This is a genomic window from Microbispora sp. NPDC004025, assembly GCF_053604425.1.
Genome location: NZ_JBSGHN010000001.1, coordinates 47,425 through 72,958, shown reverse-complemented (window position 1 = coordinate 72,958; position 25,534 = coordinate 47,425). Strand labels below are relative to the sequence as shown.

Genomic DNA, 25,534 nt, shown 5'->3' with positions numbered 1-25,534 from the left:
TGACCACTGGGCGGCGCGCCGTACGATGCTGTGTCGTGAGACACAGCGGCGGGGCACGGGTGACGAGACGCGCGTTGCTGGGCTCCGCCGCAGCGGCCGGTCTGGCCGCGGCCGGCTGTTCCTCGAGCCCTCGGCGACCGGTCAAGCCGGCGTCGCCGGACCCGCAGGCCGTGCTGCTCGCCTCGCTGATCGCCGGCAAGGAGCAGCTGGTGTCGTTGTACGGGCGCGCGGCCGCCGCCCTGCCGGACCGGGCCGCGGCGCTGGAGCCGTTCCGTCAGCGTCACGTGGCCCATCTGCAGGCCCTGCGCGTGCTCCTGCCCGCCGCGAGCGGCACGGGAACGTTCCCCGCGAGCCCCGCGCCGCCGTCCCCGCCCGCGCCCTCGCCCTCGGGGTCGCCGTCGGACGGGCGGTCGGCGGTCTCGGTGCAAACGCTGAGGGACGCCGAGCGGCGCGCCTCGTCGGCGCGCCCGGCGCAGATGGCCGCGGCCTCCCCCGCTCTGTCCCAGCTCCTGGCGAGCATCGGGGCGTGCGAGGCCGTCCACGTCGTCGCCCTGGGGAGGGTGCGTGACTGAGAGCCCGACCGCGCCCACCGGGCCGCCGGCCGCTGGCGACGTGCTCGGCCGAGTCCTGACCGCCGAGCACGCCGCCGTGTTCGCGTACGGAGTGATCGGCGGGAAGACGAGCGGTGCGCTGCTCAGGCGCGCCATGGCGGGGTTCGACGCCCACCGGGCGCGGCGCGACCAGCTCCGCGCGCTCATCACCCAGCGGGGCGGCACCCCCGCCGAGCCGGTCCCGACCTACCGCCTGCCCTTCGAGGTGCGCGAACCGGCCGACGCGGTGCGCCTGGCCGTGCTGGTGGAGCAGCGGATGATCACCGCCTACCTGGAGCTGGCCGCCGACCCCGACCCCGGCCTGCGGCGGATCGCGGCGCTGACCGCGCAGGAGTGCGCGACCCGGGCGTACGGCTGGCAGCCGAAGATCGGTGACCCGTTCCCGGGCATGGGCCGGGACGGCACCGACTTCGACGTCGCCATCCCCACTCAGGACGCCGAATCCGCCGCGGCGGACAGCTCCGCGGAGACGTCCGGTCAGGAGGCCCGGCCGGAGCCGTCCGCGTCCGACGGCCAGTAGGCGGCGCGGGCCACGACCGGCGGCCGGCGAAAAGGCGGCGCCGCCGCCCCGTGTGCGTCGTGCGCGGGGGACGGCGGCGCCGTGTGTCCGGCGATCAGGCCCGGCAGGCGGCCAGGACCCGCTCGACGGCCTCGTCCAGCGGGATCTCCTCCTTGGTGCCGGTGACCCGGTCGCGCAGCTCGACCACGCCGTTGGCCAGGCCCCGGCCGACGATCAGCACGGTGGGCAGGCCGAGCAGCTCGGAGTCCTTGAACTTGACGCCGGGCGACACTCCGGGACGGTCGTCCACGAGCACCCGCAGCCCCCGCGCCTCGAGGGTCTCGGCGAGCGTGCTGGCGACCTCGATCTGGTTCTCCTTGCCGGTGCCGACGATGTGCACGTCGGCGGGCGCGACCTCCCTGGGCCACACCAGGCCGAGCTGGTCGTGGCGCTGCTCGGCGAGCACGGCCACCGCCCGGGACACGCCGACCCCGTACGAGCCCATGGTGATGCGGATGGGCTTGCCGTCGGGCCCGAGCGCGTCGAGCTGGGCGGCGTCGGCGTACTTGCGGCCGAGCTGGAAGATGTGGCCGATCTCGATGCCCCGGTCGATCGACAGCGGGTGCGCGCAGCGGGGGCAGGAGTCGCCGGCCCGCACCTCGGCGGCCTCGATCGTGCCGTCGGGCTGGAAGTCGCGGCCCGCGACCACGTGCGCGGCGTGCCTGCCCGGCTCGTTGGCGCCCGTCACCCAGGCCGAGCCCTCCACCACGCGCGGGTCGACCAGGTAGGTGATCCCCAGGTCCCTGAGCACCTGCGGGCCGATGTAGCCGCGCACCAGGCCGGGATGGCGGGCGAAGTCCTCGGCCTCGAAGATCTCCGGCACGCCGGGTGAGAGCGCCGCCTCCAGGCGCTTGAAGTCGACCTCGCGGTCGCCGGGCACCCCTACGATCACCGTCTTGACCTCGTCGGAGCCCGGCGTGCGGACCTTGACGACGAGGTTCTTCAACGTGTCCGCGGCGGTGATGCCGAGGCCGTGCTGCTCGTTGACGTACGTCACCAGCGACTCGATCGTCGGGGTGTCGGGCGTGTCGAGCACCCTCATGGGCGGCTGCTCGGCGGTGACGGCGGGCGGCGCGGGCGTGACGACGGCCTCGGCGTTGGCCGCGTAGCCGCAGTTGTGGCAGGCCACGAAGGTGTCCTCACCGGTCGGGCAGGGGGCGAGGAACTCCTCGGAGGCCGACCCGCCCATCGCGCCCGACATCGCGAAGCAGATCCTGTAGTCGATGCCGAGGCGCTCGAAGATGCGGATGTACGCCTCGCGGTGCATCTCGTAGGACCGCTTGAGACCGTCGTCGTCGAGGTCGAAGGAGTAGGAGTCCTTCATGACGAACTCGCGGCCCCGCAGGATGCCCGCCCGGGGCCGGGCCTCGTCGCGGTACTTCGTCTGGATCTGGTACAGAGTGACGGGATAGTCCTTGTACGAGGAGTACTCCCCCTTCACCATGTCGGTGAACATCTCCTCGTGGGTCGGCCCCAGGAGATAGTCGGCGCCCTTGCGGTCCTTCAGCCGGAACAGCGTGTCGCCGTACTCGGTCCAGCGGCCCGTGGGCTCGTAGAAGTCCCTGGGCAGCAGCGCGGGGAAGAGCACCTCCTGCGCGCCCATCCGGTCCATCTCCTCGCGCACGACCCGCGCGACGTTCTCCAGCACGATCTTGCCGAGCGGCAGCCAGGAGTAGATGCCGGGCGCGACCCGGCGGATGTAGCCGGCGCGGACGAGCAGCTTGTGGCTCGGCACTTCCGCGTCCGCCGGATCCTCACGCAGGGTGCGCAGGAACAGGGTCGACATACGCAGCAGCACGGCTACTCCTTGCTCGTGAGAGGTCTCGCCGGAGGGCGCCTCCTCGGGGCCCGCGACGCGGAACTCCTCGCGGATCCTCGGAGACGACCTGAGAGACGAGACGAAGACGATGTGCTCTCAAGGCTATCGACTCCGGGACCCTCACCGCCTCACGTAAACGACGGCGTGCCCGGCTCAGCCGCCGAGCAGTTCCTCCCAGTGCCGGCGCGACCGCCCTCCCGTGCCGACCGGGCCGCCGTCCAGCGCCGCCGACAGCCGCCACAGACCGGCCCTGCTCCGGTGCCGTTCCATGCCGGACGGGTCGATGGCCCGCAGCACGAAGGTCACGCCCAGCACGTTCAGCATCGCCGTCGAGGTGGTCGCCGGGCCCGCGGGGGCCGCCGGCACGCTCTCCGGCCCCGGCTCGCCGATCCGCTCCATGAGCAGCGCCGCCACCTCGGCGGCGTACGGGCCGTCGCGCCACTCGATGTGCCAGGACCGGCCGGTGCCCCGCCACCAGGTGAGGTCGCGGCACGCCTCGAGCGTCTCGGCCTCGCCGGACAGGGCGGCCATGACCCGTCCCAGCGCCTCGTACCTGAGCCCGTCCGGGCCGGAGCCGTGTGGCGGCGCGTCGCCGCCGCCGTCGTCATGACCGTTCTGCGGGCCGTAGGCCGTGGCCGGTGAGGCCCCGGGCTCGTCCCGCCCCCCGCGGAGTCCCCTCATGTCAGGGAGGGTGCCACCGCCCGGCCTTCTCGTCCGCGGGTTTCCCCGTCTTTTAGCCCCAGAGCCCACGCGCATCACTTTGATCGCGGACGCCGCTCCCCCGCAACCCCGTGAATCATCACAACACGGATCCGCACGGGGTGCACGGCATGGCGTACCACTGGCAGGGCGTGCTCGCGATGATAAAGAATCACAGGTAGAAGCTCCGCCTGTGCCTGGAGGCCATGGTGACACTGCGCGTCGCGATCGTCGGGTCGGGCCCGGCCGGCATCTACACCGCCGAGGCGCTGGTCAAGCAGTCGCACGGCCCCGTCGAGGTGGACGTCCTCGAACGCCTGCCCACGCCGTACGGGCTCGTCCGGTACGGCGTCGCGCCCGACCACGCGTCGATCAAGTCGATCGCCGGCTACCTGCGCAGGGTGCTGGAGACCCCGGGGGTCCGCTTCCTGGGCGGCGTCGAGCTGGGCGCGGACCTGACCGCGGACGACCTGCTGTCCTGCTACGACGCCGTCGTGTACTGCACGGGCGCGATGGTGGACAGGCACCTCGGCGTTCCCGGCGAGGACCTGCCGGGCAGCGTCGCCGCGACCGACTTCGTCAACTGGTACTGCGGCCACCCGGACGTACCGCCGGACGCCTTCTCCCTCGACGTGGAGGACGTCGTCGTCATCGGCGTCGGCAACGTCGCCGTGGACGTGGTGCGGATCATGGCCAAGAGCGCCGCCGAGCTGCGCGGCACCGACGTGCCCGAGGAGGTGCTCGACCGGCTGGCCGCCTCGCGGGTCAAGCGCATCCACATGGTCGGCCGGCGCGGCCCCGAGCACGCGAAGTTCACCCTGAAGGAGCTGCGCGAGCTCGGCGAGCTGCTGAACGCCGACGTCCTCACCTTCCCCGACGAGATCGCGGTCGCCGACCTGACCACGCTGTCGCGGCAGGTCAAGGGCAACGTGGACGTGCTGCGGTCGTGGTCGGAGCGCAAGCCGGCCGACCGGCCCCGCCGCCTCGAGGTGCGGTTCTGGCTGCGTCCGGTGGAGATCCTCGGCGTGTCCCGGGTCGAGGGCGTACGGCTGGAGCGGACCCGGCTGGAGGACGGACGGGTCGTCGGGACGGGCGAGTTCGAGACCATCCCCGCGGACATGGTGATGCGCTCGGTGGGCTACCAGAGCGTGGCGCTGCCCGGGGTGCCGTTCGACCCGGGGACGATGACGGTGCCGAACGTCGCCGGCAGGGTGACCGACCGGCAGTACGTCGCGGGCTGGCTCAAGCGGGGGCCGACGGGCGTGATCGGGACCAACAAGTCCGACGCCGCCGAGACCGTGCGCACGCTGCTCGCCGAGGCGGTGCCGGGCACCGCGACCGCCCGGCTGGACGACCTGCTGGCCGCGCGCGGGCTGAGCCCGGTGACGTACGAGGACTGGCTGGCGATCGAGGCCGCCGAGGCCTCGCTGGCCGGCAGCCTGCGGAGAGGCGAGCGGGTGAAGCTGGTGGGCAGGGACGCGATGCTGGGCGCGTGCGGCCGGCTCGCCCGGCCGGGTGGCGCGTCCTGACGGGTGTCCCGGTCAGGACCAGTGGGCCGGCCGGTGGTAGCGCGCGCCGTCGCGGCCGGGCACGAGCTCGGGGAGTTGCGACTGCCGGATGAGCGCCTCGCCGAGGGGGAACCAGGCGTCACTGGCGAGGCGCAGGCCGTCGGAGCGTCTGCCGGGCGGGAAGACGGCGACGACCCTGGTCTTGCCGCCGCGCCGGGCGTCCACCCGGCGCACCGCCTCGATGGCCGCGCACAGGTCGGAGTCCGCCGACAGCAGCAGCACCATGTCCACCCGGTCGAGGGCGACGTCGCCGACCATCGCGGCGGCCAGCGCGACGTCGGACTGTTTCTCCTCGTAGGTCTTCCAGGAGACGCCGCAGGCCCGGCAGGAGGCGCGCTGCTCCTGGAACCGCCCGAGCACCACCTCGACCCCAAGGGTCTCCAGGACCGCGAGGTAGGTCTTCTGCCGCAGCAGCGCGGCAGGTTCGCCGCGCACGTGCGCGCTGAAGTAGCGGACGGCGGTCAGCGTCTGCCCGGGCCTCAGCAGCCGACGCGCCAGCGCGTGGAGATCGAGCCAGAGATAACGGCGTCCCCGCAGGGAGCGCAGCCCGTAGTAGAGGTTGAACCCGTCCACGTAGACCCCGACACGCAGGACTTGGGGAACGGGGTTGTCGCGCACCGCCATCATCTCCTAACATGGAGTCACCGCGCCCGAGGTTACGTCCCCGGGCTCTACGGCCCCCGACAGGGGGCCGTTTCTTTTTCGCTCACCTGTTCGATCGGCTGTTCGAGGAAAAGAATAGCCAACCGAACGTGGTCGCGCAGCGACGTTGCGTGATGAGGTCGCCGTGGCGGGGGTGTCTGCGAGGATCGTCCCCATGGAGACGACGCTGACCGGCCCAGACGGTTCGCCCGCCGGACCGCTCGACGGGCTGCTCGACGACTTCGCGGGCACCTATGACGAGCAGCTCGCCCGGTTCCCCGTACGGGAACCCGCGTGGCAGCCGGTGCACACCGTGTACGTGCCCGCGGACCGGGTGACAGCGGAGATCGTCCAGCAGTGGCGGCACGCCGCGACCGACCTGCTCCACCGGCTCCTGTTCACCCCCGCCGAGCTGGCCGCGTTGTTCGGGCTCGACCCCGACCTGGCCCAGCCCGTGCACGACCGCGTACGCAGGAAGCTGCACGCCGAGCCCATCGAGGACCTGCGGATCGACTTCGAGGACGGGTACGGCCCGCGCTCCTCGGAGGAGGAGGACCGGCACACCGAGTCGGCGGCGGCGGCCGTGGCCGCGATGCACGCGGCGGGCACGCTGCCTCGCCGGTGGGGGCTGCGGGTGAAGTCGTTCGCCGACGGCGACCCCCGGCGCTCGGTGCGCACGCTCGACGGGTTCCTGACCGGGGTCGTGCGGCGCGCCGGCGAGCTGCCCGCCGGGTTCACGGTCACGTTCCCCAAGGTCCTCATGGAGGACTACCTTCGCCAGTTCGCCGGCTGCCTGGAGGCGCTGGAGCGGGCGTCGCGCCTGCCCACCGGCACGCTGCGCTTCGAGATGCAGGTGGAGGCTCCGCAGACCGTGCTCATGCTCCAGCGCTCGGCCGGCCTCGTGCCGTCACTGGGCGGCCGGCTGGCGGCCGCCCACTTCGGGGTGTTCGACTACACCGCCTCGCTGGGGCTGCCGCCGGACGAGCAGCGGCTCGACCATCCTGCCTGCGACCACGCGCGGCACGTCATGCAGACGGCGCTGTCGGGGACGGGCGTGGAGCTGTCGGACGGCTCCCTGGCCGCGGCCCCGGCCTCGAACGCGGCGGCCGACGTGCACGCCCTGCTGCGCAGGCACTCGGCGCTGGTGTCGCACTCGCTGGCGCACGGCTTCTACCAGGGCTGGGACATGCACCCCTCGCACCTCGTCAGCCGCTTCACGACCGTGTACGCGTTCCACCTCGCCTGCTACGAGAAGTACGCCGACCGGGTGCGCGCCTGGCAGGAACGGCGTACGGCCGCCGGAGGCGTGCTCGACGAGCCCGCGACGATCAAGACGCTGGTCGCCGCGCTGGCCCGGGCCGACCGGGCGCTCTGCTGAGATTTGCCGTACCGGCAACATTTCTTGCCGTGTTCACCGGCCGTGCCGCAGTGTTGCGCACAAGCCGAACACAGGAGGCACAGGTGAACGAGAAGTACGACGTCGTCGTGGTGGGCGGCGGCGCCGCCGGGCTCAGCGGCGCCCTGGCACTGGGCCGGGCGCGGCGGTCGGTGCTGGTGGTGGACGCCGGGGAGCCGCGCAACGCGCCTGCCGGGCACATGCACAACTACCTCGGCCGGGACGGCACGCCGCCCGCCGAGCTGCCGGCGGCCGGGCGGGAGGAGGTGATGCGGTACGGCGTCGAGGTCGTCGCGGGGCGAGCCGAGACCGCTACGCGGGAGGACGACGGATTCCTCGTGACGCTGGACGACGGCCGCGCCGTACGGGCCCGGCGGCTGCTGGTGGCGACCGGAGCCGTGGACGAGCTGCCCGGTGTGCCCGGCCTGGCCGAGCGGTGGGGCCGCGACGTGCTGCACTGCCCGTACTGCCACGGTTGGGAGGTCCGCGACCGGCGGATCGGGGTGCTGGCCACCGGGCCGCTCTCCGTCGAACAGGCGCTGCTGTGGCGGCAGTGGAGCCAGGACGTCGTGTTCCTGGCCCACGATCTCCCCGCGCTGTCCGACGAGGAGGCCGAGCGGCTCGCCGCGCGCCGGATTCCCGTCGCCGAGGGCCCGGTCACGGCGGTCGAGGTGACCGGCGACGCGCTCACCGGGGTGCGGCTGGCCTCGGGCGAGGCCGTCGCGCTCGACGCGCTCGTCGTCGCCGCGCCGCTCGCCGCTCGATCCGGGGTGCTGGAGTCGCTCGGGCTCAAGCCGGTCGAGGTGGAGATCGGCGGACACGTCGCCGGCACCCGGATCGCCGCGGACCCGAGCGGGGCGACCGCCGTGCCCGGTGTCTTCGTGGCGGGGAACGTGACGGACGTGCGCGCCGTGGTGATCGCGTCCGCCGCGGCGGGCCTGGCCGCCGGCGCGGCGATCAACATGGATCTCATCGCCGAGGAGACCCGGGAGGCCGTCGCCGCCTACCGGGACCAGATGAGCACGATGATGGAGGAGGCCGCCTGGGAGGAGCGCTACCGCTCCCGGCCGGCGGTCTGGAGCGGGCAGCCGAATCCCCAGCTCGTCGCCGAGGCCACCGGGCTGCCGCCGGGCCGGGCCCTCGACGTCGGCAGCGGCGAGGGCGCCGACGCGGTCTGGCTCGCCGCGAGGGGCTGGCGGGTGACGGGGGCCGACATCTCCGCCACCGCGCTGGAGCGGGCCGCCGCCCATGCCGCCGAGGCGGGTGCGGACGTGGCGGGCCGCGTCGAGTGGCTGCACGCGGACCTGCGCGACCACGCCCTTCCCGAGGGCGCGTACGACCTGGTCTCGGCGCAGTACATGCACCTGCCGGGCGAGGACAGGCGGGAGCTGTTCGCCCGGCTGGCCGCCGCGGTGGCTCCCGGCGGCACCCTGCTGATCGTCGGGCACCACCCGTCCGACCTGCTGACCACGGCGCGGCGGATGCACTTCCCGCAGATGATGTTCACCGCCGAGGAGGTCGCGGCCTCGCTCGACCCGGCCGAGTGGGAGGTCGCGGCGGCCGACGCCCGGCCGCGCACGGCCGTCGACCAGGAGGGACGTGAGGTCACGATCCGCGACGCCGTCCTCGTCGCCCGCCGCCGCGCGTAGAGCGCGTCAGAACCGGTCCACGATGCCGCGCCAGCGCCTGACCCGGTCCGGGTCGACCGGCTCCCGCCACGAGCCCCGTACGGCGCTGCCCACGTGGAAGGCCCGGACGCCGTAGTCGAGCAGCACCGGCACGTGCTCCTCGCGCAGGCCGCCGCCCGCGAGCATGAGCGAGGCGTCGCCCGCCTCGGCCCGCGCGCGTAACACCCCCAGGCCGCTGCCGACGCCCTCGGGCGAACCGGACGTGAGAACGGTCGCCAGGTTCGGCAGCAGCCGTACGGCACGCCAGGCGGCCCGTACGTCGGCGGCGTGGTCCACGGCTCGGTGGAAGGTCCAGGGCAGCGGCGAGACCGCGTGGATGAGCGCGTCCGTCGCCTCCCTGTCGACCGACCCGTCCTCGGACAGGAAACCGAAGACGAAGCCCGCCGCGCCGGCCTCGGCGAGCTCCTTGACGTGGCCGCGCAGCCGGTCGAGCTCGTCCGGCGTCACGGTGAACCCGGCGTTGCAGCGGAGCATGACCATCTGCGGCAGCCCGCACTCGCGCGCGATCGCCGCGACGAGGTCCGCCGAGGGGGTGAGACCGCCCGCGCCCATGTCGGACACGATCTCCAGGCGGTCCGCCCCACCCTCCTCGGCGGCCACGGCGTCACGCAGGTCGAGCGCGATCACTTCAAGGAGGGATCCCGTCATGGAGTGAACAGTATCCGGTCCCTTTGCGGCACCTCACGGCATCCGCCCTGTTCAGCACTCGATCAACTCGTTGTGGGCAGTGATGTCAAGAACTCTCCGGGCTTGTGCGGCATGTCCCGAGCGGGGGGCCGGCACCACCGGCACCGCCGGCGCGCGGCGATGGGACGGCTCGGCCCGGAGCGTTCCGGGGGCGTCCCGCTCGAACAGCGCGCCGGAGGCGCGGTGCGGCAGGTCGACGGTGCGGACGTGCCGGAAGCCCGCCCTCCGGTAGTACGACTGCAGGCGGGTGTTGTCCTTGGCGCAGTCCAGCCGGAGGTAGGGCCGGCCGTGGACGGCGGCCCGCAGGGCGGCCCAGTCGAGCAGCGCCTCCCCCAGGCCCTGTCCCGAGTAGGCCCGGCCCACGGCGAGCTTGTGGACGTAGAGCGCGTCGCCGGGCCGGTCCGCGGGGGTCCAGAACTCCGGGTCGGCGTGGCCGTCCACGGCGATCGTGGCCGCCGGCACCCGGATGCCGTCGCCGGCTTCGGCGTCCTCACCGGCGTCCAGGACGTACATGACCCCCTCGCCGATGAGCGGTTCGATGCGCCCGGCCGGGAAGCCCCCGGCGGGCCACTGCCGCACGCCGAGGCCGTTCAGCCACCCGGCGGTGCGCGCCAGCAGGGTGAGGACGCCCTGCAGATCGGCGGGGGCGGCGCGACGCAGCGTGAGTTCCGTAACAAGATCCAGGGTGTTCGCGGGCATGCCTGATTCCTTTCGTGCCGACGGCGGCGATTCGATCACTGTGAGTGACGGCGGGATGCCGTACAGCGTCCGTCCGGAGACGGCGGGCCGCGTCAGGGCGCGCGGGTCCGGCGCGGTCCCCTGCCGGGGTCAGGACGGGAATCGCGAGAGCGGCCCCCCGGAGGAGGGCCCGGCGGCCTGGGACGCCCGCTCAGCCGAGAGGGCGTCCGGGCCTCGTCAATGACGTTCCAGCTCGTATCGGATCAGATGCTTGTCTGCGGGCAGCACGGACACGGCGACGCGTACGGGCGTGTCGTCGGCGTCGTAGCCGACCCGGGTGTGGACGACGACCGGAGTGCCGGGCTCCAGCTGGAGCCGCGACGACTCGTCCGAGGTCGGCATGCGCGCCGAGATGTCGTCGATCACGCGGACCTGGAGATGGCCCAGCTCCTCCAGCACCCGGTTGGCCCCGCGCGTGATGTCGCCGGGCCGGGCGATCTCGGAGTCCCCCACGATCTCCAGGGGGAAGTAGGAGTCCAGCGTGTTGTACGGCTGGCCGTCCACGAAACGCAGCCGCCGGCGCACGACGGCCAGGGCGCCGTCGGCCAGCGCGAGGCGGGTGGCCACGTCCTCGGGCGGCTCGACGATCGAGACCTCGATCCTCTGGTCCGCCGTACGGCCCTCGGAGCGGACCGCGTGGACGAACGTGTCGAACCGCGGCTCCTCCTGGTCGTACGGGAGGAACTCGTCCTGGGGGCGCATGAGGAGGGGGCGGCGCTCGCGTACGAACGTTCCACGCCGGCGCATCCGCAGGATGAGACCCTCGTTCTCCAGCTCGCCCAGTGCCAGCCGTACGGTGTTGCGGCTGACGCCGTGCGCCTCCATGAGGTCGGCCTCGGTCGGGATCTGGTCGCCCGGCGCGAGTTCGCCCGCGTAGATGGCCCTGCGCACCTCAGCGGCCACCTGCTGGTAGAGCGACGATCGTGCCATCTTTCCTCAATCCACCCTTTTGTTCCAACAAATCTAGAGGATCTCGGTCTACCGGGAAACAACCCCTTGACCTGAGCCCACCCAGCCGCGCATTATCCAAACGTTGGTACAAATCCATCCAATGGAGGTGGGCCCGTGAGGGCGGCCGGTGCGAGAACGCCGAACTCGCTGTGCCGCGAGCCCCGGCTCAGACCAACAGAGCCCGGACCTGCCAGAGCCCAGACCTATCAGAGCGACGGGAACGACATGTCAGAGCTGTCGGTATCCACCGACATGACCGCCTTGCGCGGAAATGGCGTGACGTGCCCGAACACGCGGTACCACCGCACCCCCGAGCGGCCGGACGAGGACGGCCGCTCCCCACGGACTCCGTGCGAATGAACGAGGTCTCGACCCCAACCCTCGCCGGGGTCGAGGTCTCGCGCCGGGGCGGAGCGCGTCCTGGCGGGTCCCCCACGCCCGCCAGGACGCGCCACCGTTAACCGCACACAGGGAATGCATCGGCTCCGGCCCTCCTTGACTTCATGGGGAGGCGACCGAGGAGGCCCGTGCGCGATGAGCATCCCTGTGTCCCGGAGGGTCGGCCACGACGGCGCCAGGAGAATCCCGGCCGTCAATCCCCAGCACTTCAGGAACGTCCTCGGCAGGTACGCCACGGGAGTCGTGGCCGTGACGGCGATCGACCCGCGGACCGGGGAGCCGTGCGGCCTGGCCGTCAACTCCTTCACGTCCGTGAGCCTCGACCCGCCGCTGGTCGCGTTCTGCGTATCGGGCGACAGCACGAGCTGGCCGCGGCTGAAGGCCGCCGCGAGCCTGTGCGTCAACGTGCTCGCCGAACAGCAGCGGGAGGCGTGCGAGCGGCTCGCCGCCCCGGGCGGGGACAAGTTCGCGGGTCTGTCGTGGGCCCTGTCCCCCGGCGGCGCCCCCGTGCTGGACGGCGCGCTCGCCTGGATCGACTGCGTGGTGGACGTGGAGCACCCCGCCGGCGACCACGTGATCGTCGTCGCCCGGGTCACCGGGCTGGACCGGCACGACGACGGCGGCCCGCTGGTGTTCTTCCGCGGCGCCTACGGGGGGTTCCGCTCCTGACGCAGGAACCGACCGGTCGGTATGCTGCCCGCATGACTCTGTTCTCGGTGGAAGGCAAGACGGTCGTCGTCACGGGCGGGTCCCGGGGCATCGGGAAGATGATCGCGCGAGGGTTCCTCGACGCGGGCGCCACCGTCTACATCTCCTCACGGAAGAAGGACGAGCTGGAGGCGACGGCCGCCGAGCTGGGCTGCCACGCCGTACAGGCGGACCTGTCCACCCCCGACGGCGTCGAGGCGCTGGCGCAGGCCGTGTCGGAGCGGGAGAGCCGCCTCGACGTGCTCGTCAACAACGCGGGGGCGAGCTGGGGCGCGCCACTGGAGGAGTATCCCGAGCACGCCTTCGACAAGCTCTGGAACATCAACGTCAAGGGCGTCTTCTTCCTCACCCGCCGGTTCCTGCCGCTGCTGCGCGCCGCCGCGTCACCCGAGGACCCGGCACGGGTGATCAACATCGGCTCGATCGACGGGCTCCGCGTGCCGTTCATGGAGAACTACGCGTACTCGGCGGCCAAGGCGGCCGTCCACATGCTCACCCGGCACCTGGCCCACCAGCTCGCCCGGGAGTCGATCACGGTCAACGCGATCGCGCCCGGGCCGTTCGAGTCGAAGATGATGGCCTTCGCGCTCGACGACCCCCAGATGCGCGGCGCGATCGAGAGCGGCGTCCCGCTGGGCCGGATCGGCAGGCCCGACGACATGGCGGGCGCGGCCATCTTCCTCGCCTCACGCGCCGGGTCGTACCTGACCGGCGCGGTGATCCCGGTGGACGGCGGGATCTCCACCCACGGGTAGGGGACGGGCATGTGGCAGGTCGCGGTATGCGGGCCGGGCGAGTGCACCCCCCAGGAGGCCGAGGCGGCCCGCGCCGTGGGCCGTCTACTGGCCGAGCACGGCGCGGTCGTGCTGTGCGGCGGGTACGGCGGGGTGATGGCCGCCGCCGCGGCGGGCGCCCGGGAGGGCGGAGGCGTCGCGGTCGGCGTCCTGTCCGGGCGGGACCGGTCCGGGGCGAGCCCTGACCTCACCGTGGCCCTGCCCACCGGCCTCGGCGAGGCCCGCAACGCGCTGATCGTGCGGGCCGCCGACGCGGTCGTCGTCGTGGGCGGGTCCTGGGGCACGCTGTCCGAGCTGGCCCTCGCCCAGCGGGGCGGCACGCCCGTGATCACTCTCGGCGGCTGGCGGGTCCTCGACGCCGAGGGCCGCCCGGTGCCCGGCCCGGTGGCCGCGGCCGGGCCGGCCGAGGCCGTACGGCTGGCGCTGGCCGCCGCGGGACGGGCGGGCCCGCTCAGCCCTTGAGCATCTCGGCGAGGGTCTCGGCGAACAGGTCCGGCGCGGCCAGCTCGTCCCGCAGGAACAGGTAGGGCTCGGTGAGCTCCAGCTCGATCAGGACCGGCTCGCCGTCCGGCATCCGCACCAGGTCCACCCGGGCGTACAGCAGGTTCGGCGGCACCGCGGCCAGGACCCGCTCGGCGAGGGCGAACTGGTCGTCGTCCGGGTCGCGCAGTGTGGCGCGGTTCTCCCGGGTCTCCGCCACGCCCGCGAGCATGGGGTGCCGCCGTACGGCGTGGCTGAACTGCCCGCCGAAGTACAGCAGCGACAGCTCCCCCTCCTGCTCGACGGACGGGACGTACGGCTGGACCATGACCGTGCGGCCCTCGGCGAGCAGCTTCGCCGCGTGGCCGGCGGCGGCGTCCCGGTCCGCGGTCCGGACGGTGTCGCGGGCCCCCGCCGACACGGCCGGCTTGACCACGTACTCGTCCCAGCCGGGCAGGTCCGCGCCGGGGTCGCCGCCCTGCGTGGGCCAGTGCGTGGGGACGGTGGGCACGCCGAGCGTCCGCAGGTAGGTCTTGTCGGTGTTCCACTCGATCACCGGCGCCGGGTTGAACAGCCGGGTCGCCGACTCCACCCGGTGGGCCCACGCGACGAACTCGTCACGACGGTCGATGTAGTCCCACGGGGACCGCACCACCGCCGCGTCGAAGTCCGACCAGTCGACGCGGGGGTCGTGCCAGTTCACCGGCGCGCCCTCGATGCCGGCGCCGAGCCAGGCGGCGAGGGCGATCTCCCGCTCGTCGTCCAGCTCGGCCGCCGGGTGATCAGTGGTGACGTAGGCGACCTTCATGACGCTCCCATCCGCATGTCATCGGTGACCAATGCTATTGGGCACGTCAGGTGAGCCCGGCCAGCACCTCCGCCGCCGCCTGGCCGCAGACCCTGGCGGCGCCGTGCGTGGCGATGTGGACCGCCCCGAGGTCCGTGCGGCCCGGCAGCCCCATCTCGACCACGACGCCGTCCGGCCGGGCGGCCAGCAGGCGCTCCAGCAGGTCCGTCTGCCAGAGGTGGCGGTGGGCGTCCCGCACGACGATGACGAGGGGCCGGTCGGCCGCCTGGCTCAGCACCGTGCCGGCGACGCCGTTGTGGACGTCGCCCTGCCGCAGCCGGGCGACCGTGGTGCCGGGCAGCAGCTTGCCGAGCGGCTCCCCCGCGCCCCAGGGCATGCCCTTGTCGATCGCGAGGTTGGTCTCCGGCGCCAGCTCCACCACGTGCGGTGCGCCGGCCAGCGGCAGCACGCCGTCCGCCCCGCGCAGGGTCACCCGTACGGCCCGGCGGGCGGCGACGAGCCCGATCTCGTCCTCGCGGTCGTCCGGCGGCGGGGCCTGCGCCTGCCAGGCGGTCAGGGCGCGCACCCGCGCGGCGGCGTCGGCGAGTCGCTCCTCCGACAGCCTGCCCTCGGTCACCGCGTCCGCGACGGCGTCGCGGATGTGCTCGTGGGTCGCCTCGTCGGCGTTCTCCCCGCCCACGCAGACCGCGTCGGCTCCGGCCGCCACGGCCATCGCGCTCGCGCCGCCCAGGCCGTACCGGCCGGAGACGGCGGCCATCTCGATGCCGTCGGTCACGATCAGGCCCTCGAAGCCCAGCTCCTCTCGCAGCAGGCCGGTGAGGATGCGGCGGCTGAGCGTGGCCGGCAGCTCCTCGTCGTAAGCCGTGACCAGCAGGTGACCGGTCATGATCGAGCGCACGCCCTCGCCGATGGCCACCCGGAACGGCCACAGCTCGACCTCGGCCAGCTCCTCCCGGGAGGCCGGGACGCGCGGCACGCCGTGGTGGGAGTCGACCGAGGTGTCGCCGTGCCCGGGGAAGTGCTTGGCGCAGGCCGCCACGCCGGTGGACTGCAGGCCGCGGATCCAGGCGGCCGTGTGCCGCGCGACGAGCAGGGGATCGGCGCCGAACGCCCTTAGGCCGATGACCGGGTTGTCCGGGTTGGAGTTGACGTCGGCGGCCGGGGCGAAGTCGATGTTCACCCCCGCGGCCCGCAGGTCGCGGCCGATGTCGCGGGCCACCCGCTCGGTCAGCTCCACATCGTCCACGACGCCCAGGGCGTAGTTGCCCGGCCGCGAGCTGCCCGTGCGGGCCTCGAGCCTCGTCACCTCCCCGGCCTCCTCGTCGATGCCGATCAGGATTTCGGGGTTCTCCGCGCGCAGAGCCGAGGTCAGCGCGGCGAGCTGGGCCGGGGTGTCGACGTTCCGGGAGAACAGCACCACACCGGCGAGCCCGCCGGCGAGCCGCCGGCGCACCCAGTCGGGGGCGGTGGTTCCGGTGAAGCCGGGCAACAGGACCGTGTCGGCCAGACGGAGCAGGTCAGGGCTTCGCTTCATGCTGCGCCCACAAGGCATCGCTCAGGCATGCCCCGCAATCTAATAGGAAAGTTTCCTATTTGCTAGTGGGCAGGCCTGGGGATGTGCTCACAGATCGACGCGGTGGAGCCGGTTCTCCTTCACCTCGAAGCCGGCGATCGTGGTCGCCGGCGCGCCGGGACGGTCCACGAAGGCGACGGCCCGGTAGTCCGCGCGGAAGCCCTCCATGTCCGCCACGCAGGACACGTAGCCGTGGCGGCTGTCGAAGAACGCGATGTGCGGGTTGGCGTCGAGGATCGCGCTCGCGTCGGTGATGCCGGGCATGCTCGTCACCGACGGCCCGACGAACTCGACCCCGAGGGCGCGCGAGGCCGGATCCGCCCAGTCGGCCCGGATGTCGCAGGCGTACGCGCTGTGCACGTCGCCGCTCAGCACGACCAGCCCGTCGGGGGCGGCGGCGAGCACGCGGGCGCGCGAGTCGGGGTAGCCGTCCCAGGCGTCGGCGCTCACGGGTTCGAGCGGGAACCTCCGCTGCGAGAAGAACACGGCCTGCGCGAGCACCTTCCATCGGGCCGCCGAGCCGCGCAGCCGGTCGGTCAGCCACTTCTCCTGCTCGGCGCCGAGCATGTCGCGCCCCTCGCGGTACTGCCGCGTGTCGGTCAGCAGGAAGTCGGCCACCCGGCCGTACGGGCGCCAGCGGTGGTTCTGCAGGGCGGAACCGGACGGGCGCACGCGCAGCGGCTGGTGCTCGTAGTAGGCCTTGAACGCGGCGGCCCTGCGCTTGAGGAAGGCGGCGGGGCTGCCACCGTCGCCGGGCAGCGCGCCCGCCCAGTTGTCGCGCACCTCGTGGTCGTCGGGGATCGGGACCCACGGCGCGGCGGCGTGGGCGGCCTGCAGGTCCTTGTCCATCTTGTAGCGGGCGTAGCGGTTGCGGTAGGCGCCCAGCGTCGTGCACTCGGCCGCCGACTCGAGCGGGCGCACCCATCGGCCCGGCTTGGGGTTCTTCGGCTTGCCGTACTCGTAGATGTAGTCGCCGAGGTGGAGGACGATGTCGGGGCGTTCGGCGGCCATGTGACGCAGTGCGGTGAAGTGGCCGTGCTCGTAGCGCTGGCAGGAGACGAAGCAGAACCGGACGGGCGCGGTCGAATCGGGGGCGGGCGCGGTCCTGGTGCGGCCGACCGGGCTGACGTGGCCCTCCACGGAGAACCGGTAGAAGTAGTCGGCGGCGGGCCGCAGCCCGGCCACCCGCACGTGCACGCTGTGCGCCCAGTCCGGTTGCGCGGGCGCCGTGCCGGACTGCACGATCTTCGTGAACGCCTCGTCCTCGGCGAGCTCCCACCGTACGGTCAGCGCCCGATTGGGCATGCCGCCGGGCTGTGTCGGATGCAGCGGTTCGGGGGCCAGACGGGTCCACAGGATCACGCCGTCGGGTAACGGCTCCCCTGACGCCACCCCCAGGGTGAACGGATAGCCCATTTTCGCCATGCGTTCGATCCTGCCCTACGGGCACGGCCGGTGCGGGGAGGTCGGGCGAGGCGAGAATGTGAACAAGCTCTTGGTCGGCGGCCATAATGGGAGCCGTGAACCAGCGTAAGGACTCCGGCGGCACGGCCGCGCCGGTCAGGGCGAAGCGGGGGGCGGCCGGTTCGGCGTCCGAACGGCGCGACCACCTCGTCAAGCTCGCCGCCGAGTTGTTCGCGCGCAAGGGCTTCCAGGCCACCACCGTGCGGGAGATCGCACTGGAGGCCGGCATCCTCTCCGGCAGTCTCTACCACCACTTCGACTCCAAGGAGACGATCGTCGACGAGGTGCTGCGCACCTTCCTCGAGGATCTGATCGCCCGTTACCGCGCGGTCCTGGACACGCGGACCGACCCGCGCTCGGTCCTGGCGGAGATGGTCAGGATCGGCTTCGGCACGCTGGAAGACCACCGGGCGGCCATCACGGTCATGCAGAACGACTGGAACTACCTGCGCTCGCTGCCCGGCGACCGGTTCGACTACCTGGTGCGGGCCGAGGACGAGGTCGAGCGCATGTGGGTGGAGCAGATCAAGAGCGGCCAGGCCGCCGGGCAGTTCCGCCCCGACGTCGACCCCAAGCTGACCTACCGGATGATCCGCGACACGATCTGGGTGACCGTCCGCTGGTTCCGCCCCGACGGCAGGCTCGACACGGACGCGCTGGCCGACCACTTCGGCAAGCTGCTGTTCGACGGCCTGGCGACCGGCGAACGGGCGAGCCGCCCGTCATGACACTCGTCAAGGCCGTACGGCTCGCGCTGACCGAGGCCGCAGACCCGGCGCGCGCCCTCTCGATGCGGTCGTACATGAAGTCGGAGATGCCGTTCCTCGGGGTGACGGCCGTGCCCCGCCGGGCCGCGCTGCGCAAGGTCTTCGCCGAGCACCGGCTGGACAGCGCCCCCGAGTGGCGCAGGGCGGTGCTGGCCCTGTGGCGCGAGGCGGAGTACCGCGAGGAGCGCTACGCCGCCATCGAGCTGTCCGCGCACCGCTTCTACCGGCCCTGGCAGACGCTCTACACCATCCCCATGTACGAGGAGATGATCGTCACCGGGGCGTGGTGGGACCTGGTCGACGACATCGCCGTGCACCGGATCGGCACGCTGCTGCGGCTGTATCCCGAGAGCATGCGCCGCCTGGTGCTGGAGTGGGCGCACGACCCCGACCTGTGGAAGCGGCGCACGGCCATCCTGTGCCAGAACTCCTTCAAGGAGCGGACCGACGCCCATCTGCTCTACGCCTGCATCGAGCCGAGCCTGTCGGACACCGACTTCTTCGCCCGCAAGGCGATCGGGTGGGCGCTCCGGGAGTACGCGAAGACCAACCCGCAGGAGGTGCTCCGCTACGTGAAGCACCAGGGCATCAGCGGGCTGAGCCGCCGCGAGGCGCTGCGGAACCTCCCCGGCGCGTAGGAGTCAGTTCCCGAGGAGCCACCGCGCCGCCCGCCGCAGCAGCGTGCGGCGCACCGGGTTCTCGTACGACCGGGTGTCGTGGCCGAGCGCGTCGTACACGACCCTGCCGCCCGCCACGGTTCTCGCCCACAGCAGGGGCTGGTCCCCCGAGTACGCCAGCGGCTCCACGTCCGGCAGGACGTCGAGGTCGGTGTAGACCTCGTCGGTGACCTCGAAGCCGGTCAGGCCGTCGACGATCGGGTGACCGCCCGCGAGCCGGACCTCCGCCGGGCCGATCGGCGGGTGGTACGACTTGCCCCATCTCCAGGCGCCGCCCACGATCTCGGCCCACTCCGGCCAGTCGTCGAAGCAGAGCGAGGCGGTGTGCACGGCGAGCAGCCCGCCGCCCCGCGCGAGGTGGGCGAGCAGCGTGCGCCTGACGGAGTCCGGCGTCTCGAAGCGCCAGCGGTCGCGCTCCTCCGCGAAGTCGTCGCCGTCGATCCTCCAGCGGAGCGCGTTCACGGTGATCAGGCCGACCGGCGGGGGCTCGGCCAGTGCCCCCGCGATGTCCTCGGTGATCTCCGACTCGATGCCGATCTCGGCGAGCACGCCCGCGAGAGCGGCCGAGGTGGCCGGGAAGTCGTGGGCCACTCCCCCGGACAGGATGAGGTTGCGCGGCATGACAAGCACCTTATGTTCTGGGCTGGGCTCGGTCGCCCAGGGCGAGCAGGACGTCCCTGAGCAGGTCGGCCAGGGCGCGCGCGGCCGGCTCCGGCACGTCCGCCAGCAGCTCCCGGTGCGCCTCGGTCGTGGCCAGCGACAACTCCTCGGCTTTCGCCACGCCGAGCGGGGTGAGCCGCACCCACGAGCTGCGCCCGTCGGTCGGATCGGGCTCCCGTTCCACCAGCCCGGCGGCGACCAGCCGCTGCAGGATGTTGCTCGTCCCTCCGGTCGTGAGCATCAGGTGGGAGGCGAGCCTGCTCGGCTTGAGCCGGTATGGCCGGCCGGCCCGGCGGAGGGTGGCGAGCACGTCGAACTCCGCGTAGGTCAGGCCGTGGCGGCCGAGCACCGCCTGGGTGACCTCCTCGACGCGGGCCTTGAGCCGGCTGATGCGCTTGACGATCTCCAGTTGGACGGTGGCCGCCTCCGGCAGTTCGGCCCGCCACCCTTCGATCATCTCGTCGACCCGGTCCCGCTGTCGCATGAGGTTGAGCCTAGTCCTTCGCCCTGATAGCTTTCGTAAAAGCTTTTGTGAAAGCATTTGAGATAGGAGCCTCCATGAGAACGATCATCGTCGAGGGCATCGTCGTCGACACCGAGCCGCGCCCGCGCGTCGTGCCGGACGCGGCCGTCGTCATCGAGGACGGGGTCATCGTCTCGGTCGGGCCGCGCCCGGACGACAGACAGGAGAACGACCAGATCGTCGACGCGGGCGGCGGCATCGTGCTGCCGGGCTTCGTGGACACCCACCGCCACGTGTGGCAGAGCGTGCTGCGCGGCATCGCGGCCGACGCGACTCTCGGCGCGTACCTCGAGCTGGTCCTCGGCTCCCTCGCCCCGGCGTTCCGCGCGCAGGACGTGTACGCCGCCAACCTCTGGGGCGCGGCCGAGGCCCTCAACGCCGGCGTCACCACCGTCTACGACTGGTCGCACATCCAGCTCACTCCCGATCACACGGACGCCGCCGTCGGGGCGTTACGCGAGTCCGGCGTACGGGCGGTCTTCGGGTACGCGCACCGGGGTACGGGCGACGCCGACCGCGCCGAGCAGGAGGTGCGGCGGGTCCGCTCGGAGCTCCTGCCGTCCGACGACGGTCTCGTCACCCCCGCCTTCGCCGCCTGGGGCCCGGTCTACGGCTCGGTGGAGGCGGCGCGGGCCGACTGGGCGCTCGCGCGCGACCTCGGCCTGCGGGTCAGCCTGCACGCCACCGGCGAGGGCCCGGTCGAGCGGCTGCGCGACGCCGGCCTGCTCGGCCCGGACGTGCTGTTCGTGCACTGCAACGGCATCCCGGACGAGTCGCTGAAGCTGATCGCCGGCAGCGGCGGCACGGCCTCGGTGGCCCCGGCGGTGGAGTCGCTGATGGGACACGGCCACCCCGAGACCGGCAGGCTGCGCTCGTCCGGAATCACCACGGGTCTCGGCGTGGACACGGTCACCGACGTCCCCGGCGACATGTTCTCCGTGATGCGCGCGGCGTTCGCGGCCGGACGCGCCCGCCCCGCCGGGCCCGCACTCACCGCTGCGGACGTGCTGCGCATGGCCACGATCGAAGGCGCGGCCGCGCTGGGCATGGACCACAGGATCGGCTCGCTGCGCCCCGGCAAGCAGGCCGACATCGTGATCCTGGACGCCGGAGCCCCCGGCCTCGCGCCCGTGCACGACCCGGTGGCCGCGGTCGTCACGGCGGCCGACACCGCCGCCGTGGACACGGTGCTGGTCGGCGGGCGCGTCGTCAAGCGCGGTGGCCGCCTTATGGGCGTGGACGCCGACCGCGCCCGCGACCTCGCCGTACGCGCGGCCCGGCACGTCACCGCGCACGCCAGGACTACATCCGCAAGGTGACTTTTTTGCTCCGGTGACAACCGCCCTTTCGGGTGAGACCTTGAGTCGAAGCTATCCGAGGGGGCGGCGTCATGAACGCCTGGTCGGTACCCGGCTACCGGGAGGTGCGCGAACTCGGCGCCGGCGGCGCCGGACGGGTCGTGCTGGCGACCTACGTGACCACGGGCGCCTACGTGGCGATCAAGTACCTGCGCGAGGAACTGCGGCGGGACCAGCGCTTCCTCGCCGGGTTCCGGCACGAGGCCCGGATCATGGTCGAGCTCAACGATCCCAACGTCGTGCGCCTGTACGAGTACGTCGAGGCGCCCGACGGCGCGGCGATCGTCATGGAGCTCGTCGACGGGGTCTCGCTGCGCAGGATCCTCGCCGAGCACGGCTCGACCAGCCCGGAGGCGGCGCTGGTCGTGCTGAAGGGCTCGCTCGCGGGCCTGTCGGCGGCGCACGCCGCGGGCATCGTCCACCGTGACTACAAGCCGGAGAACGTGCTGATCCAGGCCGACGGGACCAGCAAACTGTCGGACTTCGGCATCGCGACGCCGAGCGGCTCGCCGGACGCGCCCGCGGGCACCCCGCCCTACATGGCACCGGAGCAGTGGTACGGCGGGCTCGCCGGCCCCGCCGCCGACGTGTACGCGGCCACCTGCGTGTTCTACGAGTGCCTCACCGGGCACCGGCCCTACCGGGCGAACGACCTGACGGCACTGCGCATGCTGCACCGCAGCGCTCCCATCCCGGCGGCGGACGTGCCGGGCTCGGTGCGGGGCCTGGTCGCGCGCGGCATGGCCAAGAACCCGGCGGACCGGCCGCCCACCGCGCGGGCGTTCATCACCGATCTGGAGACCGCCGCGACCACCGCGTACGGGCCCGACTGGGAGCAGCGCGGCCGCCGCCATCTGGCCGAGCTGGCGACCCTGCTGGCGCTGACGTTTCCCCTGGCCGCCCCGGCCGAGCCGGTCGAGGCGGCCAGCTCGCTCGCCCAGACCGTGCTGTCGGAGCGGCTCACGCGCTTCGCGCCCCGCTTCGCCATCGGCGCCGCCGTGCTGTCGGCCGCCGTGATCGCGGCGGTGGTCGCGGCCAACCGGCAGACCCCGGTGGCGCAGGACACCCTGCTCACCCCGCCGCCGCGGAGCGCTCCGGCGGCGCTACCCCCGGCCGCGGACTCCATGGAGACGGCCCCGCCGGCCGTGCCTGAGACGGCACCCGAGGAGACGGAGCCGGGCGGGACGACACCGGACGAGACGACACCCGGCGGCACCTCGGGGAGCGACGCGGGGCCGGACGAGAACGCCGGGGCGATGCCGCCCGACCTGTCCGAGACACCGGTGTCGTCCGTGTCCACCGGGCCGGCCGTGCCGCCGAACCCCTCCGCGCCGCCGAACCACTCCGTGCCGCCGGGCTCCGCGGGGCCGCCGGGCTCCGCGGGGCCGCCGGGCTCTTCGGGGCCGAGCGTCACCCCCTCGCACCTGGGCGCGACCGCGTCGCCGGCGCCGGCGCGGGTGACGGACCTCGGCATCGCGGCGTTCGACGGCCAGGCGGTCACGGTCGACGTACGGGCGAGCACGACGGCGCGGGTCCTGCTCACCGCGCGCTTCGCGTCCGGGCCGTCGCCGGACGCCCTCACCGCCGCGCCCGCGCAGACGGTCGGGCTGCGGGGCGCGAGGTCCTATCACATCGGGCTGCAGCAGGCGTTCCCCGCCCCCGCCTGCGGAACCACCGTGTATCGGCGGGTCGAGGTGTCCACGGCCCCGGCCGCCCGCGGAGGCACCCGCACAAACACGCGGAAACTCACCGGGGCGCCCTGCCCGGCGCCCACCGTCGAAGGCGTGGCGATCGACCGCTGGGACGGCAGGGCGGCGGCCGTGACGGTGCGGACCACGGGCAGAGGCCCGGTCAGGGTCTCCACCGTCTTCACCCGCGACGGTCGCCCGGCGGCGGCCGACACCCGTACGCTCTCGGGCCGCACGTCCTACTCCTTCACGGTGGCCTCCGGCCTCGGCCCCGTGGCATGCGGGAAGAGAGCCGTGTTCGGGGTGCGCGTCACGACCGATCCGGCCTATGCCGGCGGGCCGCGCCAGGCCGAGGCAGGGGTCGCCGGTCCCCGCTGCCCGCGTCCGCAGGAGTCGCCCTCGGGCCAGGGAAACGAGAGCCCCGCCCCGCCCAAGACACCCGATCCGCCCAAGACACCCGATCCGCCCAAGACACCCGATCCGCCCAAGACACCGGACCCGCCCAGGAGTCCCGATACGCCCGCGACTCCTGAGCCACCGCGGAGTCCGGTGCCGGAGGACCCCGGGCCGCGGGAGCCGGGGCGGCAGAGTCCCGATCCGCAGGACACCCCGCCTCCGCCGGTCATCGACTGACCCGCCTACCGCGGGCGGGTGGCGTGAAAAATTCACCGCCGTCCCGGCCGACAGTCTTTCGCATGCTTTTCGAAGCGCCTGTTCACCAGGGTTGCCCTCGTGCTGGGAGAACGGCGGACTCCCTCGTGCCGTTGACGCCTCTTTTGTGTGCCGGTTTGACTCCCGACAGCGACGGCACGATGTCCGCGGACATCGGCACCCGTGATTGTTAGCGCTAACGCGAATACTCGGGAGATTCGGGAGAAGCCCGTGCGAAATGACAGCTCCTTTCGCCGGCGGTTGACGTTGTCGGCCGCCACTGTGCTGCTGACTGCCGGCGCCGGGGTGGCCGCGACGCATGCCGCGTCGGCGGCCGCGGCCGGATGCCAGGTCAGCTACACGGTCACCAGCCAGTGGCAAGGCGGCTTCGGCGCGAGCGTCAGCGTCCGCAACCTCGGTGACCCGATCAACGGGTGGAAGCTGACCTGGTCGTTCCCGGCCGGGCAGACCATCACCCAGCTGTGGAACGGCACCCACACCCAGTCCGGCTCCCAGGTCACGGTGACCAACGTCTCCTACAACGGCAGCCTCCCCAGCGGGGGCAGCACGGAATTCGGGTTCAACGGCAGCTGGAACGGCTCCAACCCGGCGCCGTCCGGCTTCGCCCTGAACGGCGTGACCTGCACCGGCGGCGTCACCTCTCCCAGCCCCAGTCCCACATCCAGCCCCAGCGCCAGTCCCAGTGCCAGTCCCAGTGCCAGTCCCAGTGCCAGTCCCAGTGCCAGTCCCAGTGCCAGTCCCAGTGCCAGTCCCAGTGCCAGTCCCAGTGTCTCGCCGAGTGCCAGTCCCACCCCGCCGAGCAGGCCGGCCATCGAGAACGACTTCCCGGTCACCAGGGAGGGGGCGTACGGCACCAACCGCTACACCGTGTTCCGGCCGTCGAACCCCGCGGCCGTGGGGCGCCCCATGCCCGTGCTGGTCTTCGGCAACGGGGCCTGCGCGCACACCAACGGGAGCGAGGTCGTCCGGGCGCTGACGTTCATCGCCGCCCGCGGGTTCGTCGTGGTGGACACCGCGTCGGTCGACGGCTCGCCGAACGGCGTGCAGAGCGGGTCCCCGATCCCGTCGCTGCTGACCGACGCGATCAGCTGGGCCGAGCGCGAGAACGCCCGCGCCGGCTCGCCGCTCTACCAGCGCCTCGACCTGTCCAGGGTCGCCACGGCCGGGCACTCCTGCGGCGGGCTGGAGGCGCTGATCGCCGGCCAGGACCGGCGGGTCAAGGGCGTCGTCTCGCTGGACAGCGGGCTGTTCGCCGACGGTTCGTTCGGATACTCACGCGCGGAACTGTCCAAGCTGCACACCCCGGTGATGTTCCTGGACGGCGGGCCCTCCGACATCGCCTACGACAACACCAGGGCCAACTACGACCTCACCCAGGTGCCGGCGGTGCTGGCCGAGCATCCGCAGGCCGGTCACGTGGGGTTCATCACCGGCAGCCAGATGACCGACGGCATGACCGCGGTGGTCCAGTTCCTGGACATGACCCTCAACGGCAACGCCACGGCACGGGCGTACATCCTCGGCCCCTCGGGCCTGGCGGCCAGAGCCCCCTGGACCGTCCGGAACAAGAACTTCTGATCCGGACACCGGTGCCGTACCGATGAG

At 73.0% G+C, this 25,534-nt stretch carries 24 protein-coding genes; 13 read left to right on the top strand and 11 right to left on the bottom strand.

The window, feature by feature from the left end; genetic code table 11:
- Positions 1 to 35: 35 nt before the first annotated feature.
- Both ACWEQG_RS00345 and ACWEQG_RS00340 read left to right on the top strand, forming a co-directional pair.
- Positions 36 to 572: a hypothetical protein gene (locus ACWEQG_RS00345; RefSeq protein ID WP_452280515.1), complete on the top strand. Its 537-nt coding sequence runs from the start codon at positions 36 to 38 to the stop codon at positions 570 to 572.
- The gene (locus tag ACWEQG_RS00340; RefSeq protein WP_452280514.1) at positions 565 to 1,131 is read left to right on the top strand and encodes a ferritin-like domain-containing protein; all 567 of its coding nucleotides are present in this window, start codon (positions 565 to 567) and stop codon (positions 1,129 to 1,131) included. Before ACWEQG_RS00345 ends, ACWEQG_RS00340 begins: the two co-directional genes overlap by 8 nt.
- A gap of 94 nt (positions 1,132 to 1,225) precedes the next feature.
- Here ACWEQG_RS00340 and ACWEQG_RS00335 read toward each other — a convergent pair whose 3' ends face one another.
- Together ACWEQG_RS00335 and ACWEQG_RS00330 are read right to left on the bottom strand one after the other, a co-directional pair.
- Complete coding sequence (locus tag ACWEQG_RS00335; RefSeq protein WP_452280513.1) at positions 1,226 to 2,968, bottom strand: proline--tRNA ligase; 1,743 nt, start codon at positions 2,966 to 2,968, stop codon at positions 1,226 to 1,228.
- A 174-nt stretch (positions 2,969 to 3,142) separates the two neighbouring features.
- Positions 3,143 to 3,670: a hypothetical protein gene (locus tag ACWEQG_RS00330; RefSeq protein WP_452280512.1), complete on the bottom strand. Its 528-nt coding sequence runs from the start codon at positions 3,668 to 3,670 to the stop codon at positions 3,143 to 3,145.
- A gap of 224 nt (positions 3,671 to 3,894) precedes the next feature.
- Between ACWEQG_RS00330 and ACWEQG_RS00325 the strand changes: the two genes are divergently transcribed.
- Positions 3,895 to 5,217, top strand: a complete 1,323-nt coding sequence (locus ACWEQG_RS00325; protein ID WP_452280511.1) for an FAD-dependent oxidoreductase — start codon at positions 3,895 to 3,897, stop codon at positions 5,215 to 5,217.
- A 12-nt stretch (positions 5,218 to 5,229) separates the two neighbouring features.
- Here ACWEQG_RS00325 and ACWEQG_RS00320 read toward each other — a convergent pair whose 3' ends face one another.
- Positions 5,230 to 5,874 carry an NYN domain-containing protein gene (locus ACWEQG_RS00320; RefSeq protein WP_452280510.1) on the bottom strand — a complete coding sequence of 215 codons (645 nt, stop codon included), beginning with the start codon at positions 5,872 to 5,874 and terminating at the stop codon, positions 5,230 to 5,232.
- Positions 5,875 to 6,073: 199 nt separating this feature from the next.
- On the opposite strand from ACWEQG_RS00320, the gene ACWEQG_RS00315 reads away from it, so the two are divergent.
- A complete protein-coding gene (locus ACWEQG_RS00315) occupies positions 6,074 to 7,276 on the top strand; it encodes a DUF6986 family protein (protein WP_452280509.1) in 1,203 nt (400 codons plus the stop codon).
- 83 nt (positions 7,277 to 7,359) lie between these two features.
- Entirely contained in the window at positions 7,360 to 8,943 is a 1,584-nt protein-coding gene (locus ACWEQG_RS00310) for an FAD-dependent oxidoreductase (RefSeq protein WP_452280508.1), read from the top strand.
- Between the two features lie 6 nt (positions 8,944 to 8,949).
- Here ACWEQG_RS00310 and ACWEQG_RS00305 read toward each other — a convergent pair whose 3' ends face one another.
- From ACWEQG_RS00305 to ACWEQG_RS00295, 3 genes are all read right to left on the bottom strand, one after another.
- Positions 8,950 to 9,630 carry a copper homeostasis protein CutC gene (locus tag ACWEQG_RS00305; RefSeq protein WP_452280507.1) on the bottom strand — a complete coding sequence of 227 codons (681 nt, stop codon included), beginning with the start codon at positions 9,628 to 9,630 and terminating at the stop codon, positions 8,950 to 8,952.
- A 51-nt stretch (positions 9,631 to 9,681) separates the two neighbouring features.
- The gene (locus ACWEQG_RS00300) at positions 9,682 to 10,368 is read right to left on the bottom strand and encodes a GNAT family N-acetyltransferase (protein WP_452280506.1); all 687 of its coding nucleotides are present in this window, start codon (positions 10,366 to 10,368) and stop codon (positions 9,682 to 9,684) included.
- A gap of 216 nt (positions 10,369 to 10,584) precedes the next feature.
- Entirely contained in the window at positions 10,585 to 11,337 is a 753-nt protein-coding gene (locus tag ACWEQG_RS00295; RefSeq protein WP_452280505.1) for a GntR family transcriptional regulator, read from the bottom strand.
- A 555-nt stretch (positions 11,338 to 11,892) separates the two neighbouring features.
- On the opposite strand from ACWEQG_RS00295, the gene ACWEQG_RS00290 reads away from it, so the two are divergent.
- From ACWEQG_RS00290 to ACWEQG_RS00280, 3 genes are read left to right on the top strand one after another with little or no spacing between them, the layout of a single operon-like run.
- A complete protein-coding gene (locus ACWEQG_RS00290) occupies positions 11,893 to 12,426 on the top strand; it encodes a flavin reductase family protein (RefSeq protein ID WP_452280504.1) in 534 nt (177 codons plus the stop codon).
- 32 nt (positions 12,427 to 12,458) lie between these two features.
- Positions 12,459 to 13,220, top strand: a complete 762-nt coding sequence (locus ACWEQG_RS00285) for an SDR family oxidoreductase (protein ID WP_452280503.1) — start codon at positions 12,459 to 12,461, stop codon at positions 13,218 to 13,220.
- 9 nt (positions 13,221 to 13,229) lie between these two features.
- Positions 13,230 to 13,721, top strand: a complete 492-nt coding sequence (locus ACWEQG_RS00280; protein ID WP_452280502.1) for a TIGR00725 family protein — start codon at positions 13,230 to 13,232, stop codon at positions 13,719 to 13,721.
- Here ACWEQG_RS00280 and ACWEQG_RS00275 read toward each other — a convergent pair.
- The 3 genes from ACWEQG_RS00275 to ACWEQG_RS00265 all read right to left on the bottom strand — a co-directional run bounded on the left by ACWEQG_RS00275 (position 13,711) and on the right by ACWEQG_RS00265 (position 17,545).
- Complete coding sequence (locus ACWEQG_RS00275) at positions 13,711 to 14,547, bottom strand: ATP-grasp domain-containing protein (protein WP_452280501.1); 837 nt, start codon at positions 14,545 to 14,547, stop codon at positions 13,711 to 13,713. The two genes, ACWEQG_RS00280 and ACWEQG_RS00275, sit on opposite strands and share 11 nt — an antisense overlap.
- A 46-nt stretch (positions 14,548 to 14,593) precedes the next feature.
- Complete coding sequence (locus tag ACWEQG_RS00270) at positions 14,594 to 16,081, bottom strand: glycoside hydrolase family 3 protein (RefSeq protein ID WP_452280500.1); 1,488 nt, start codon at positions 16,079 to 16,081, stop codon at positions 14,594 to 14,596.
- 87 nt (positions 16,082 to 16,168) lie between these two features.
- Complete coding sequence (locus ACWEQG_RS00265) at positions 16,169 to 17,545, bottom strand: alkaline phosphatase D family protein (protein ID WP_452280499.1); 1,377 nt, start codon at positions 17,543 to 17,545, stop codon at positions 16,169 to 16,171.
- Between the two features lie 86 nt (positions 17,546 to 17,631).
- Here ACWEQG_RS00265 and ACWEQG_RS00260 point away from each other — a divergent pair, with 86 nt between their 5' ends.
- Together ACWEQG_RS00260 and ACWEQG_RS00255 are read left to right on the top strand one after the other, a co-directional pair.
- Complete coding sequence (locus ACWEQG_RS00260) at positions 17,632 to 18,312, top strand: TetR/AcrR family transcriptional regulator (protein WP_452280498.1); 681 nt, start codon at positions 17,632 to 17,634, stop codon at positions 18,310 to 18,312.
- Positions 18,309 to 18,989, top strand: coding sequence for a DNA alkylation repair protein (locus ACWEQG_RS00255; RefSeq protein WP_452280497.1), 681 nt, complete (start codon positions 18,309 to 18,311; stop codon positions 18,987 to 18,989). Before ACWEQG_RS00260 ends, ACWEQG_RS00255 begins: the two co-directional genes overlap by 4 nt.
- 3 nt (positions 18,990 to 18,992) lie before the next feature.
- Here the strand turns inward: ACWEQG_RS00255 and ACWEQG_RS00250 are convergent, their stop codons facing one another.
- Both ACWEQG_RS00250 and ACWEQG_RS00245 read right to left on the bottom strand, forming a co-directional pair.
- Complete coding sequence (locus tag ACWEQG_RS00250; RefSeq protein ID WP_452280496.1) at positions 18,993 to 19,649, bottom strand: ThuA domain-containing protein; 657 nt, start codon at positions 19,647 to 19,649, stop codon at positions 18,993 to 18,995.
- A gap of 10 nt (positions 19,650 to 19,659) precedes the next feature.
- Positions 19,660 to 20,172 (bottom strand): MarR family winged helix-turn-helix transcriptional regulator, encoded by a 513-nt coding sequence (locus ACWEQG_RS00245; RefSeq protein ID WP_452280495.1) that lies wholly within the window; start codon positions 20,170 to 20,172, stop codon positions 19,660 to 19,662.
- A 74-nt stretch (positions 20,173 to 20,246) separates the two neighbouring features.
- On the opposite strand from ACWEQG_RS00245, the gene ACWEQG_RS00240 reads away from it, so the two are divergent.
- The 3 genes from ACWEQG_RS00240 (at position 20,247) to ACWEQG_RS00230 (ending at position 25,507) form a co-directional block, all read left to right on the top strand.
- Positions 20,247 to 21,530, top strand: a complete 1,284-nt coding sequence (locus ACWEQG_RS00240; RefSeq protein ID WP_452280494.1) for an amidohydrolase family protein — start codon at positions 20,247 to 20,249, stop codon at positions 21,528 to 21,530.
- A gap of 71 nt (positions 21,531 to 21,601) precedes the next feature.
- Positions 21,602 to 23,890, top strand: coding sequence for a protein kinase domain-containing protein (locus tag ACWEQG_RS00235; protein WP_452280493.1), 2,289 nt, complete (start codon positions 21,602 to 21,604; stop codon positions 23,888 to 23,890).
- A gap of 249 nt (positions 23,891 to 24,139) precedes the next feature.
- A complete protein-coding gene (locus ACWEQG_RS00230) occupies positions 24,140 to 25,507 on the top strand; it encodes a cellulose binding domain-containing protein (RefSeq protein WP_452280492.1) in 1,368 nt (455 codons plus the stop codon).
- The last annotated feature ends 27 nt before the right edge of the window (positions 25,508 to 25,534 follow it).